This is a genomic window from Saccharothrix sabaoui (genome assembly GCF_051756985.1).
Taxonomy (GTDB): Bacteria; Actinomycetota; Actinomycetes; order Mycobacteriales; family Pseudonocardiaceae; genus Actinosynnema.
On record NZ_JBPKJK010000033.1, the window covers coordinates 1 to 12,875 of the forward strand.

At 73.8% G+C, this 12,875-nt stretch carries 12 protein-coding genes; 9 read left to right on the top strand and 3 right to left on the bottom strand.

Features of this window, described 5'->3' with window-relative positions; genetic code table 11:
• Nucleotides 1-16: 16 nt before the first annotated feature.
• The 5 genes from ACR807_RS13050 to ACR807_RS13070 all read left to right on the top strand — a co-directional run bounded on the left by ACR807_RS13050 (nt 17) and on the right by ACR807_RS13070 (nt 5,933).
• Nucleotides 17-1,054 carry a family 2 encapsulin nanocompartment cargo protein polyprenyl transferase gene (locus ACR807_RS13050; protein ID WP_438921533.1) on the top strand — a complete coding sequence of 346 codons (1,038 nt, stop codon included), beginning with the start codon at nt 17-19 and terminating at the stop codon, nt 1,052-1,054.
• A gap of 210 nt (nt 1,055-1,264) precedes the next feature.
• Nucleotides 1,265-2,191 (top strand): 4-hydroxy-3-methylbut-2-enyl diphosphate reductase, encoded by a 927-nt coding sequence (ispH, locus tag ACR807_RS13055; RefSeq protein WP_438921534.1) that lies wholly within the window; start codon nt 1,265-1,267, stop codon nt 2,189-2,191.
• Entirely contained in the window at nt 2,188-3,930 is a 1,743-nt protein-coding gene (locus ACR807_RS13060; RefSeq protein WP_438921535.1) for a 1-deoxy-D-xylulose-5-phosphate synthase, read from the top strand. Before ispH ends, ACR807_RS13060 begins: the two co-directional genes overlap by 4 nt.
• On the top strand, nt 3,927-5,147 hold the full coding sequence (ispG, locus tag ACR807_RS13065) for a flavodoxin-dependent (E)-4-hydroxy-3-methylbut-2-enyl-diphosphate synthase (protein ID WP_438921536.1): 1,221 nt from the start codon (nt 3,927-3,929) through the stop codon (nt 5,145-5,147). The genes ACR807_RS13060 and ispG overlap by 4 nt, the downstream gene beginning before the upstream one ends.
• A gap of 441 nt (nt 5,148-5,588) precedes the next feature.
• Nucleotides 5,589-5,933, top strand: coding sequence for a DUF742 domain-containing protein (locus ACR807_RS13070; RefSeq protein WP_438921537.1), 345 nt, complete (start codon nt 5,589-5,591; stop codon nt 5,931-5,933).
• Here ACR807_RS13070 and ACR807_RS13075 read toward each other — a convergent pair.
• From ACR807_RS13075 to ACR807_RS13085, 3 genes are all read right to left on the bottom strand, one after another.
• Nucleotides 5,886-6,797, bottom strand: coding sequence for an NAD(P)-dependent oxidoreductase (locus ACR807_RS13075; protein WP_447008760.1), 912 nt, complete (start codon nt 6,795-6,797; stop codon nt 5,886-5,888). The genes ACR807_RS13070 and ACR807_RS13075 overlap by 48 nt on opposite strands.
• Nucleotides 6,798-6,997: 200 nt before the next feature.
• Complete coding sequence (locus ACR807_RS13080; protein ID WP_438921539.1) at nt 6,998-7,711, bottom strand: zf-HC2 domain-containing protein; 714 nt, start codon at nt 7,709-7,711, stop codon at nt 6,998-7,000.
• 32 nt (nt 7,712-7,743) lie between these two features.
• Nucleotides 7,744-8,307 carry a sigma-70 family RNA polymerase sigma factor gene (locus ACR807_RS13085; protein WP_438921540.1) on the bottom strand — a complete coding sequence of 188 codons (564 nt, stop codon included), beginning with the start codon at nt 8,305-8,307 and terminating at the stop codon, nt 7,744-7,746.
• A gap of 178 nt (nt 8,308-8,485) precedes the next feature.
• Between ACR807_RS13085 and ACR807_RS13090 the strand changes: the two genes are divergently transcribed.
• The 4 genes from ACR807_RS13090 (at nt 8,486) to ACR807_RS13105 (ending at nt 12,847) form a co-directional block, all read left to right on the top strand.
• Nucleotides 8,486-9,064: a hypothetical protein gene (locus tag ACR807_RS13090; RefSeq protein ID WP_438921541.1), complete on the top strand. Its 579-nt coding sequence runs from the start codon at nt 8,486-8,488 to the stop codon at nt 9,062-9,064.
• Between the two features lie 67 nt (nt 9,065-9,131).
• The gene (locus ACR807_RS13095; protein WP_438921542.1) at nt 9,132-9,890 is read left to right on the top strand and encodes a DUF4142 domain-containing protein; all 759 of its coding nucleotides are present in this window, start codon (nt 9,132-9,134) and stop codon (nt 9,888-9,890) included.
• Between the two features lie 174 nt (nt 9,891-10,064).
• Nucleotides 10,065-10,904 (top strand): ferric reductase-like transmembrane domain-containing protein, encoded by an 840-nt coding sequence (locus ACR807_RS13100; protein ID WP_438921543.1) that lies wholly within the window; start codon nt 10,065-10,067, stop codon nt 10,902-10,904.
• Complete coding sequence (locus tag ACR807_RS13105; protein ID WP_438921544.1) at nt 10,901-12,847, top strand: NAD(P)/FAD-dependent oxidoreductase; 1,947 nt, start codon at nt 10,901-10,903, stop codon at nt 12,845-12,847. The genes ACR807_RS13100 and ACR807_RS13105 overlap by 4 nt, the downstream gene beginning before the upstream one ends.
• Nucleotides 12,848-12,875 lie beyond the last annotated feature (28 nt).

The following is a 12,875-nucleotide window of genomic DNA, read 5'->3' on the forward strand; positions in this document are numbered from 1 at the left end:
AACAGGAGTTGTGGCCATGACCGACCTGGACGTGAGCCCCGCGCGGTCCGCGCGCGAGGTGCTGAGCTGGAGCCGTGCCGAGGTGGACCCGGCGCTGAGGGCCGCCGTGGAGCGGCTGCCGGAGTCGATGCGGCTGATCGCGGGCTACCACTTCGGCTGGTGGGACGAGCGCGGCAGGTCCGCCGACGCCGACCCGGGCAAGGCGATCCGGCCCGCGCTGGCGCTGCTGGGCGCGCAGGCCGTGGGCGGCTCGGCGGACGACGCGATGCCCGCCGCGGTGGCGGCGGAGCTGGTGCACAACTTCTCGCTGCTGCACGACGACGTGATGGACGGCGACGTGACGCGGCGGCACCGGCCCACCGCGTGGAGCGTGTTCGGGATCAACCCGGCGATCCTCGCCGGCGACGCGCTGCTCACCGCGGCGCTGGACGTGCTGGCGGGCAGCGGGCACCCGGCGGCGCCGCAGGCGATCCGCGTGCTGTCCGCGGCGGTGCAGGCGCTGCTGGAGGGGCAGTGCGCCGACCTGGCGTTCGAGGAGCGCGGTGACGTGCTGCTCGCGGAGTGCGTGCGGATGGCCGAGGGCAAGACCGGGGCGCTGCTGGGCGCGTCGTGCGCGGTGGGCGCGCTGTACGGCGGCGGCACGGCCGAGCAGGTGGGGCACCTGCGGTCGTTCGGCGAGAAGCTGGGGCTGGCGTTCCAGTTCGTCGACGACCTGCTGGGCATCTGGGGCGACCCGGCGGTGACCGGCAAGCCGGTCTACTCGGACCTCCAGAACCGCAAGAAGTCGCTGCCCGTCGTGGCCGCCCTCACCTCCGGCACCCCGGCCGCGCGCGAGCTGGACGAGCTGTACCGCGCGAACCGGCAGCTGACCGTCGCCGACCTGGGCCGTGCCGCCCACCTGGTGGAGGTGTGCGGCGCGCGGGCGTGGAGCCAGGGGCGCGCCGACGACCTGCTCGCCCAGGCCCGCGTGCACCTGCGCGCCGCGCAGCCGTCCGACCGGGCGGCGCGCGAGCTGGACGCAGTGGCCCGCCTGGCCACCCAGCGCACCCACTGACCATCCCCCCGAACGCGGGACTCACCCACCCCCAACGCAGGACTCACCGAGCCCGAGCGCAGGACACACCGGTCATGAGCGCATGACACACCGGTCATGAGCGCAGGACTCGCGGGACGCCCGCGAGTCATGCGTTCGCGACCCGCGAGTCATGCGTTCGCGACCCCCGGGTCGTGCGTTCGCAGTCGCGTCTACCCGAGGAGCGTCCGCATGGCCCTTCCCGTTGTGCTGCTCGCCTCACCGCGGTCGTTCTGCGCCGGGGTCGAACGGGCCGTCGACATCGTCGACCGACTCCTCGACCAGCGCGGCGGGCCGGTGCACGTGCGCAAGCAGATCGTGCACAACACGCACGTGGTGGCCGAGCTGGAGGCGCGCGGCGCGGTGTTCGTCGACGAGCTGGACGCCGTGCCGGACGGCGCCACGGTGGTGTTCTCCGCGCACGGGGTGTCGCCCGCGGTGCGGGAGGAGGCCGCGCGCCGCAACCTGGACGTGGTCGACGCGACGTGCCCGCTGGTCACGAAGGTGCACGCCGAGGCGAAGCGGTACGCCGCGCGCGGCGACACGGTGGTGCTCATCGGGCACGCCGGGCACGAGGAGGTCGAGGGCACGCTCGGCGAGGCGCCCGACCGGACGGTGCTGGTGGAGACCGTCGAGGACGTGGCGGCGCTGGAGGTGCCGGACCCGACGCGGGTGTCGTACCTGACGCAGACCACGCTCGCCGTGGACGAGACGACCGAGGTGCTCGACGCGCTGCGGGCCAGGTTCCCGGCGTTGCGGGGACCGGCGTCGGCCGACATCTGCTACGCCACGACGAACCGGCAGGAGGCGGTGCGCGAGGTGGCGCGGGACGCGGACCTGGTGCTCGTGGTGGGCTCGGCGAACTCGTCGAACTCGGTGCGGCTGGTGGAGCTGGCCCGCCGCTCGGGCACCCCCGCGCACCTGATCGACGACGTGTCCGACATCGACCCGGCGTGGCTGGAGGGCGTGCGGGTGGTGGGCCTGAGCGCGGGCGCCTCCGCGCCGCCGCGCCTGGTGGACGAGGTGGTCGAGGCGCTGGGCGCGCGGGACGTGCGGGTGCGCGAGACCACCTCGGAGACCATCCAGTTCACGCTGCCGGCGGCGGTGAGGCGGCGATGACGCTCCTGGGCGGCATCACGGGCCCGGCCGACGTGCGGGCGCTGCCCGCCGAGGCGCTGCCGGCCCTGGCGGAGGAGATCCGCGACCACCTGGTCGAGCACGTGACGCGCGCGGGCGGGCACCTGGGCCCGAACCTGGGCGTGGTGGAGCTGACGATCGCCCTGCACCGGGTGTTCGACTCGCCGCACGACGTGCTGCTGTTCGACACCGGCCACCAGTCGTACGTGCACAAGGTGCTCACCGGGCGGGCCGCCGAGTTCGTGGCGCTGCGCCGCGCGGGCGGCCTGTCGGGCTACCCGTCGGCGGCCGAGTCGCCGCACGACGTCATCGAGAACTCGCACGCCTCCACCGCGCTGTCCTACGCGGACGGGCTGGCGAAGGCGATGCGGCTCAGGGGTTCCGCGCGCCGGGTGGTGGCGCTCGTCGGCGACGGCGCGCTGACCGGCGGCATGGCGTGGGAGGCGCTCAACAACCTCGCGGACGCGCGGCACCCGGTCGTGGTGCTGCTCAACGACAACGGCCGCTCCTACGCGCCGACGACCGGGGGCCTGGCCGCGCACCTGGCGGACCTGCGCCGGGGTCGGCGGCCGTCGCTGTTCGAGGAGCTGGGCCTGGCCTACGTCGGCCCGGTCGACGGGCACGACGTGGCCGCCGTGGAACGCGCGCTGCGCCAGGGTGCCCGGCTGGACCGCCCGGTCGTGGTGCACTGCCTGACCCGCAAGGGCGAGGGGCACCGGCCCGCCGAGCAGGACCTGGCCGACCACTTCCACGCCGTGTCGCCCGCCGGGTCGCCCGCCGGGTCCGCACCGGCCGCGACGTGGACGGACGTGTTCGCCGACGAGATCACCCGCATCGGCGAGGACCGCGCGGACGTGGTGTGCGTGACCGCCGCCATGCGCGGCCCGACGGGCCTGGACGGGTTCGCGGGCCGCTTCCCGGAGCGGGTGTTCGACGTGGGCATCGCCGAGCAGCACGCGGTGACCTCGGCGGCGGGGCTGGCGCTGGGCGGGATGCACCCGGTGGTCGCGGTGTACTCGACGTTCCTGTCCCGCGCGTTCGACCAGGTGCTGCTGGACGTGGCGCTGCACCGGCTGCCGGTGACGTTCGTGCTCGACCGCGCCGGGGTGACCGGGCCGGACGGGCCGAGCCACCACGGCATGTGGGACGCCTCCGTGCTGCCGGTCGTGCCGGGCCTGCGGCTGGCGGCGCCCCGCGACCCGGCGCGGCTGCGCGAGGCGCTGCGGGAGGCGGTGGACGTGCACGACGGCCCGACCGCGGTCCGCTACCCGAAGGCGAAGGCGGCTGGCGACGTCCCCGCGCTGCGCCGCACGGGCCGCTGCGACGTGCTGCGCGAGGAACCCGACGCGGTCGGCCTGCTGGTCGCGGTCGGCGCGATGGCGGGCCCGTGCCTGGCGGCGGCCGAGGAGCTGGCCGGGCACGGCGTGCCGGTGACCGTGGTCGACCCGCGCTGGATCGCGCCGCTGGACCCGGAGCTGGTCAAGCTCGCCGCCGCGCACCGGCTGGTGCTGGCCGTGGAGGACACCACGACCACCGGCGCGCTGGGCGGCCGGCTGGCGCAGGCGGTGGCCGTGCTCGGCGCGCCCACCCGCGTCGGCACGTTCGCGCTGCCCGCGAACTTCCTCCCGCACGGCTCGCGCGAGGAGATCCTGCGCGCGCACGGCCTGGACGCGGCGGGCATCGCCACGTCCGTCCTGAAACGACTGAAGGAGCACAGTTGACCACCCTCCGCCTGGAACCGCCCGTCCGCAGGCGCCGGCTGTCCCGCCGGCTCGACGTGGGCGGCGTGGCGGTGGGCGGTGGCGCGCCGGTGAGCGTGCAGTCGATGACGACGACGCCGACCGCCGACGTGGAGGCGACGCTGCGGCAGATCGCCGAGCTGACCGCGGCGGGCTGCGAGATCGTGCGGGTCGCCGTGCCGTCGCAGGACGACGCCGACGCGCTGCCCGCCATCGCGCGCAAGTCGCCGATCCCGGTCGTCGCCGACATCCACTTCCAGCCGAGGTACGTGTTCGCCGCCATCGACGCCGGGTGCGCGGCGGTGCGGGTCAACCCGGGCAACATCCGCCGGTTCGACGACCGGGTCGGCGAGATCGCGCGGGCGGCGGGCGCGGCGGGCGTGCCGATCCGGATCGGGGTGAACGCGGGCTCGCTGGACCCGCGGCTGTACGAGAAGCACGGCGGCGCCACGCCGGAGGCGCTGGTCGAGTCGGCGCTGTGGGAGTGCTCGCTGTTCGAGGAGCACGGGTTCACCGACATCAAGATCTCGGTCAAGCACCACGACCCGATGACCGTGGTGAACGCCTACCGGCAGCTGGCGCGGGCGTGCGACTACCCGCTGCACCTGGGCGTGACCGAGGCGGGGCCGCTGGTGCAGGGCACGGTGAAGTCGGCGGTGGCGTTCGGCGTGCTGCTGTCGGAGGGCATCGGGGACACGATCCGGGTGTCGCTGTCCGCGCCGCCGGTGGAGGAGGTGAAGGTCGGCGGGCAGATCCTGGCGTCGCTGGGGCTGCGCCCGCGCAAGCTGGAGATCGTGTCGTGCCCGTCGTGCGGCCGGGCCCAGGTGGACGTCTACCGGCTCGCCGAGGAGGTCACCGCCGCGTTCGAGGGCTTCCCGCTGCCCCTGCGGGTCGCGGTGATGGGGTGCGTGGTCAACGGTCCCGGCGAGGCCAGGGAGGCCGACCTGGGCGTGTCGTCGGGCAACGGCAAGGGGCAGATCTTCGTGCGCGGCGAGGTGGTGCGCACGGTGCCCGAGGCCGGGATCGTCGAGGCGCTGCTGGAGGAGGCCCTGAAGCTGGGCGAGGCCCAAGCGGCGGAGGAGGCCTTGGCGCCGGGGGCGGACGCGGTGCGGGGTGCCGGTCCGGTGCGGGGTGCCGGTCCGGTGCCGGGTGCCGGTCCGGTGCGGGAGGCGGAGGGCGTGCTGGAACGGGGTGCGTGACCGTCGCCCGGCCAACCTCAAACCTTGGTCAACAACCGTTGTGGGAGCGCTCCACCCGTCACTAGCGTCGCGTTCGGCCACAAGCCGCTCGGTGGTGGGCTCATCACCAGGACACATCCCCCACGTGTTCTGCGAGGTCAACGTGATCGCGAATCCGACACCCATCGGGTAACCCCCGACGGACGCCTGGGACGACCGTCCCAGGCGAGCCGGCGGGAACGGCATGCGGGAGCAGCCCACCGGGCCGATCATCCGACGCGTGCGGAAGGGTTCAGAAACGCCCGGCGCACAACCCGGCACGCACCGTCAAAACGGCCCGGTATTCCTCCCACATGACGGGAAAGCCGAGACAGGAGCGTTGATCGCCGCCTAGGGTCTACCGTCGTCAGCGACCCTGACCGCGTGCGACCGTGATCAACGACCGACCGTTGAGGAGCTGGTGTGTCGACCCTCCGGGTGCGCCCCTACACCAGGACCGGCGGCCGTACGCACGCCGCGACGGCGTTGGCCATCGAGGCGATCGTGACGACCAACGAGCGCGCCGGCCGCGACGCCCTCACGTCGACCGCGGAGCACCGGATCATCAGCGACCTGTGCCGCCTGCCGCACTCGGTGGCGGAGGTGGCGGCGACGCTGCGGCTGCCGCTCGGCGTGGTCCGCGTGCTGCTGGCGGACATGTCGGGCATGAGCCTGATCAACGTGCACGCCGAGGAGGCGGTCGACGAGAAGGGCAGGCCGTCACTGGACCTGATGGAACGCGTCCTGGCCGGCCTGCGCCGCATCTGAGCGCTCGCGGATCGCGTGCACGACGGCGGCCATGTCGTCCGCGCCGCGCCCCTGCTCCACGGTGCGGGTGAACAGCTCCAGGCACACGTCCAGCAGCGGCGAGGCGATCCGGGCCGACCTGGCGGCGGCGGCGATCAGCTCGTTGTTCGTCAGCACGTCCCGCGCCGCGGCCTGCGCGTCGAGGTCGCCGGCGAGGAGCTTCGCGGTCTTGGCCCGCGACACCCGGCTCGCCATCGGGCCCTCGTCCAGCACGCCGGTGAACACGTCGAGGTCCAGGCCCTGCCGCTCGGCGAAGTGGAACGCCTCGGCCAGCCCCGTCGTCATGGTGATCAGGAAGAGGTTGACGGCCAGCTTCATCACCAGCGCCTTCGGCGCCTCGCCGCACTCGACGACCCGCGCGCACATCGGCGCGACGACCTCCCGCACCCGCGCGACGGCCCCCGGCTCGCCCGCGAGCATGGCGATCAGCTCACCGGCCTCGGCGGGGCCGCGCGACCCGGACACCGGGGCCTCCACGTAGTGGCCGCCCGCGGCGCGCACGTCGGTCTCCAGGGCGTGCGAGAACCCCGGTGACGTGGTGCCCATGTGCACGACGGTGCGCCCGGCGACGAGCCGCGCGAACCCGGGACCGCCCCGGCCCAGCGCGTCGTCGATGGCCGCCTCGCCGGCGAGCATGAGGATCACCACCCCGGCCCGCTCGAACACCTCGGCCACCGAGCCCGCGACGTCCGCGCCGGCGTCCCGCAGCGGCCCGCACCGGTGCGGCGACCGGTTCCACACCACCAGCGGCGTCCCGGCGCGGGCGAGGTTGAGGGCCATCGGCTGCCCCATGATCCCCAGCCCGATGAATCCGACCTGCACCACGACCTCCTCGTGCACGCGACGGCACGGCGCCGCCTCCCGTGCGGGAGTCAACGCCGTGCCGGTGCGCCGGGTCTAGAACGGTGGTGCGGACCCGCCGCGCCGCGGGGCCGGTCGTGGGACCGGGTCGTGCGGGGTCCGGGTCGTGCGGGTCCGGGTAGCAGGGGTTCGAACAGCAGGGGAATTCGGGTGGCAGGGGTGGGTCAGGAGACGGGGAGGCGGACCAGGGTCGCGCCCCCCGCGGTGTCGCGCACCGAGAACTCGGTGATGTCGTGCCACCGCAGGCCAACGGCGGCCTGGAGCCGCACGGGCTGGGCGTCGGCGTTCGCCGAGCCGACGAGCCACGAGCCGAGGACCATGCTCTCGCCGGTCCGCGACTTGGCGACCAGCTCGCAGCGGGTGGGGCCCTTGGCCCCCTTGACCTCCAGCTCCAGGGAGGTGCCCCACTGCTCGGGGAGCGCGGTGATCTTCGCGGAGACCCCGGTGGCCTGGTCGGTGCGGGTGAGGGTGCCCGCCGGGTCGGGTGCGGGGGCGTCCTTCGCCGCGTTGGACGGTGAGGGCACCCGGGACGAGTCGGTGGGGGTGGCGACCGAGTCGGACGGCGCGGTGACGCTCACCGAGACGACCGCGGTCAGCACGACGAGCAGCACGGCGGCGGCGGCGGCCAGCAGCACCGCGTTGCGGCGCTTGCGCGCCCGTTGTTCCGAGACCTCGTCGATCATCGCGCGCACCGAGCGGCCGTCGGGTCGCTCCCCCGTGTTGGCGCGCAGCATGCCGTTGGCGTCGGCCTCGTCGATCAGGTCGGGCAGTTCGGCGAAATCGCGCAGGTCGAGCGCACATCGACGGCACTGGGCGAGGTGGTTCTCGAAGGCGTCGACCTCGTCCTCGTCGAGGATGCCGAGGACGTAAGCCGCCACGTCGATGTGGTCCGTAGGCGAATTCACCTGCGTCAGCCCCGATCCTGCAAAGCACGCCGCAGGGCGCGGAGCGCGTAGTACACCCTGGACTTCACCGTGCCGGGCGGTACCCCGAGCACCGCTGCGGCTTCCCCGACAGTGCGATCCCTCAAGTACGTTTCGAGAATAGCCTCCCGGTGCTCCTCCGTCAGTCCGTTCATCGCTTCGGCCACGACTATCGCCGCCAGGGTGCGGTCCGCCTCGTCCCGCACCGGGGCCTCATCGGACGGCGTCAACTCCGACTCCTGCGGTCGGACGCTCCGCTTTCGACGGTCGTCGATGACCAGTCGCCGGGCGACGGTGAACAGCCAGGAGCGCAGCAGGACCGGGTCCCGCTCCAGCTTCTCGGCGTTGCGCCACGCCCGCACGAGCGTCTCCTGGACGATGTCCTCTGCCCACTGCCGGTCGCTGCCGGTCAGCCTCATGGCGTGTCCGAGCAGCGCACTGCCGAACTCCTGGTAGAGCCTGCGGATCAGCTCGTCTTCCAGGCTCAGTTCCGGCCAGGGCTGATCTCTTTGGGGGGAAGTGCTGCGTCTGTGCCGCGCCACGCCGTGCATCCAAGCGCGCCGACCCGGGCCGCGTCGAGGGTTTGGCGGCAAAAAAAGTGGTCGGTTTGTTCGTGAACCGTGTCCGCATCGTGTCCGTACTTCTCGGTATCCGCTCCGATGACGAGGACCTCGACACCCCCGGTCCTGGTCCTCCCGGCGGAACCGCCAGCAGGAGAAAGGACCAACGATGCGCGGTCGACGTACCCGAAAGGCGTTGCTGCTGGTTCCGGCAGCCGCGGCGTTGATGCTGGTCAGCGCCTGTGGCGCGACCGGTGTCAGCGCCGGTGGCGGCCAGGGCGGCGCGGCGGGCGCCGACTCCGGCACGACGACTCTCCGGCAAACCCCGGATTTCGGCAAGGAACCGCACCAGATGCTGTCGGCGACCGAGTCGCGGCAGGTGGGCTGGTTCGTCTCGGACGCGGCCGGTTTCGCCCTGTACCGCTTCGACCGGGACACCGCGAAACCGCCGAAGTCCAACTGCGACGCCGCGTGCCTGGAGACGTGGCCCCCGGTGCTGGTGAGCGACCACACCATGACCTCCGGTGTGGACCCGACGCTGGTGGGTTCGGTGGCCCGCGCGGACGGGAAGAAGCAGGTGACGCTCGCGGGGTGGCCCCTGTACCGGTACGCGGGTGACAAGGAGGCCGGCGACCTGACCGGGCAGGGCAAGGGTGGCACGTGGTTCGCGGTGACGCCGGAGGGCCGGAAGGCGCAGGCCGACGACGGCGCCGCCCCCGCGCAGCCGGGCACCGGCGACGGCTACTAGCCCCCGTTGCGACCGGAACCCCCCGACGGCGACCACTCCCCCACGGCGAACCCAGGACGAGAAACCGATGTCAGCCAAGCGAATCGCGGCGGTCCTGCTGGCCCTGCACCTGCTGCTCCTGCCCGCGTTCACCGGTGTGTCGCTCGCCGACGACCCGGTCGACGCGGGCCCGGTGGAGCAGACCCCGCTCGGCCCGATCACCGCGCTGGACAAGGAACTGCTGGTGAAGGTGCGGCTCGCCGGCCTGTGGGAGATGCCCATGGGCGAGGAGGCTCAGGAACGCGCCGCCAGCACCCGGGTCAAGGAGGTCGGCGCGCAGCTCATGAGCGACCACGGGTTCCTCGACGAACGGGTGGTGCGCCTGGCGTCGCAGATGGGCGTCGAGCTGCCGGACGAGGCCAACGCCGACCAGCAGTCCTGGATGGCCGAGATGCGCTCGCGCACCGGCGCGGCGTTCGACGACTCGTTCGCCAACCGGCTGCGGGCCGCGCACGGCGCGATCTTCCCGGTCGTCAGCACGGTGCGCGCGAACACCCGCAACGAGGCCATCCGGCAGTTCGCGCAGGTCTGCAACCAGATCGTGCTCAAGCACATGACCCTGTTGGAGAGCACCAACATGGTCACCGAGGAGGGACTGTCCAAACCGGTGGCCGCCGGCGCGCGCAACGCCGCCGGGCAGCCGGTGGACGCCGACCCGGTGCGCGCCGCCCAGGTGACCGCGCGGACCGGGCCGACCCCCCTGACCGTCCTGTTGATCTGCCTGGTGGGTGTGGCGGTGACGATCGGGCTCCTGCGCCTGCTCAGGCCCCGCGGCAACGTCAAGTGAGAGGAGGTGGTGGCCGGACCCGGCGACCGCACCAGCGCGAACTCCCCCCACGGGGAGCTGCCACACCCGAACCCGCCCGGCGGACGTGACCACTCCTGCGCGACCGTCCGGGCGGGTCGGCCCGACCTCCCACCACCTGCGAGTTCTCTCCCGCCATCTCGGAGGTAACGTCCCGTGTTCTCCCAGGTTCCGCTGCTGATCGCCCAGGCGACCGGCGGCGACCACGACGCCGGGGTGCGCCACGTCGCGCAGATCTCGGCGCGCCTGGCCTACGCGTTCATGTGCGCCACCCTGTGCTGGGGCGTCCTGATCGCGACCGGCTGGGCCAACAAGATCACCGGCAGACAGGGGCTGCGCAACAGCCACATGGTGCTGGCGACGCTGGCCCTGGCGTTCGGTTCCCTGCACGCGTTCGCGTTCACGCTGCTCAAGCTGGGCGCGTTCTCCTACGTCAAGCTCGTGCTGCCGTTCGTCGACGGCGGCCTGCTGCGGCACGCCCTGGGCGTCGTCGGCCTGGAGCTGATGCTGGCCATCGCGTTCACCGCGGGCCTGCGCAAGAAGGTCTACTACCGCAAGTGGTTGCGGCTGCACCAGGTCGCCTACGCGGCCGTCACGCTCACCGTGGTCCACTCCTGGTTCGGCGCCGTCGCCAACGGCAACCTCGCCGTGCTGTGGCTGGCCGGCCTCACGATCCTCATCCCCACGGTCACCATCGCCGTCGCCCGCTTCCTGCCGCCGGACCTGCTGGTGAAGCTGGGCATGCTGGAGCCGGAGCCGGGCTTCGAACCCGAACCGGACGGCGCGGGCGGCAGCGCGCTCGACATCAGCGTCGACAACGAGCGCTGCCACCGCTACGGGATCTGCCAGGCCGAGGCGCCCGGCCTGTTCCAGCTCCTCGACGACGAGCGCCTGCGCTACGAGCGCAGGCCCCCACCGGAGCTGTTCGCCAAGGCGCGAGCCGCCGCGCGCGCCTGCCCCATGCGCGCGATCGAACTGCGGGAGCGTGTGCGGTGAAGAACGAGGAACGCGTGGTCATCGCGGGCGGCGGCCTGGCCGGCCTGCGCGCGGGCGAACGCCTGCGGGAGCTGGGTTTCCGCGGCGAGATCGTCATCGTGAGCGCCGAGCGGCACCTGCCCTACCACCGGCCGGCGCTGTCCAAGGAGGCCATCAACGGCGAGCTGACGGCCTCCGACCTGCGGTTGACGATCAGCCGCGAGCTGAACGCGGTGTGGCGGCTGGGCACGGCCGCCACCCACCTGGAGCCGGACCGGCACGTCGTGGGGCTGCCCGGCGGCGAGGAGCTGAAGTACGACGGGCTGGTCATCGCGACCGGTGTCGAGCCGCGCCACCTCGCGGGCGCGCCGCGCCAGGACGCGCGCATCCACGTGCTGCGCACGGTGGACGACGCGATCGCGATCAAGCAGGCGATCAACTCCACGCAGGGGCTGGTCGTGGTCATCGGCGGCGGCCTGATCGGCTGCGAGATGGCCGCCTCGGTGAAGATGATGGGCCGCGACGTGGCCATCGTCAGCAGGTCGTCCACGCTGCTGGGCAGCGCGGTCGGGAAGAACATCGCCGACACCGTCACCGAGGCGCACCGCGTCCGGGGCGTGCGGATGGCGATGGGCGTGAAGATCCGGCACTGGGTGCGCCAGGCGGGCGGGGTGGCGATCCACCTCTCCGACGGGCAGGTGTTCTTCGCCGCGGTCGTGGTGATCGCGGTGGGGGCGTCCCCGTCGATCCACTGGCTGCGCGGGTCGGGTCTGGTGCTGGAGGACGGGGTGCTGTGCGACCCCACGTGCCACGTGGTCGGCGCGGCCGACGTCGTGGCCGCGGGTGACGTCGCGCGGTGGCCCAACCTCCGGTTCGGAGGCCAACCGCGTCGGGTCGAGCACTGGCTCAACGCGGTGGAGATGGGGCGGGCGGCCGCGGAGAACCTGTTGGCGGGCAGGCAGAACTCGCGGCCGTTCACCCCCGTCCCCCGCTTCTGGACCGAGCAGTACGGGATGCGCATCCAGGGGTCCGGGCTGCCCGCGATGGGCAAGGACACCACGACGCTGGCCGGGTCGCAGAAGGACCACCGGACCATCACCGGGTTCGTCGACGACGGGCGCCTGGTCGGCATGGTCGGGCTGGACGCGCCCACGGCGATGATCAAGCTGTCGACGGAGCTGTGGCGGCAGAACCGGGTCGCGGCGGCGGGTCCGCAGCGCCGGCCGCCGCAGCACCTCGCGCCACCCGAGCGACTGGCCGAGCCGGTGCGGGAGCCGTTGCCCGGTCGGTACGAGGAGAGGCCGGCGCGGTTCGAGGAACCCGCGCCGGCCCCTGCTCCCCCGCCGCTCCCCGCCCCGCCGCCGCTCCCCGCCCCGCCTCTTCCCGCTCCGCCGCCCCCGCCGGCGGTCGGTCACCCGGCCCCGGCGCGGGTCGAGTGGCTGCGGTACGAGTCGGACCGGGTCGGCACGGGACCGGCGGGCACGGGCGCCCCTCCGCCGTCCTACGAGGCCGTGGCCAACGCCTACGAGACGGCCCGGTTGGAGGCCGCCAGGATGGAGGGCGCGCTGCTGGAGGTGGCCCGCCGCGAAGGGGCCCGGGTCGGGGTACCGCAGGTCGGGGTACCGCAGGTCGGGGTGCCGCAGGTCGGGGTGCCCCGGGTGGAGGGCACCCGGTTCGCCGGCGCCGCGGGCTACGACACCCGCTCCCACGAGGAGGCCGGCTACGAGCGCGGGTCCTACGAGCGGTCGCGGCACGACGTCGTCGAGCCCACCCGGTTCGAGCGGCCCGCCGGGCGGCCGGAGCCCGGCGACCGGCCCGAGCCGCCCCCGGAGCACGCGACCGACCTGCCCCGGCAGCAGCAGGAGTCCCAGCCGCTGCCGGTCCCGACGCACGCGCCCGTCGTGCGCACCAGGTCCAACGTCCGCCCGCTCGTCCGCACCGGACGGCGGGCCCGGCCGCGTTGACCCACCACCACCGGGTGTCACCCGGGCC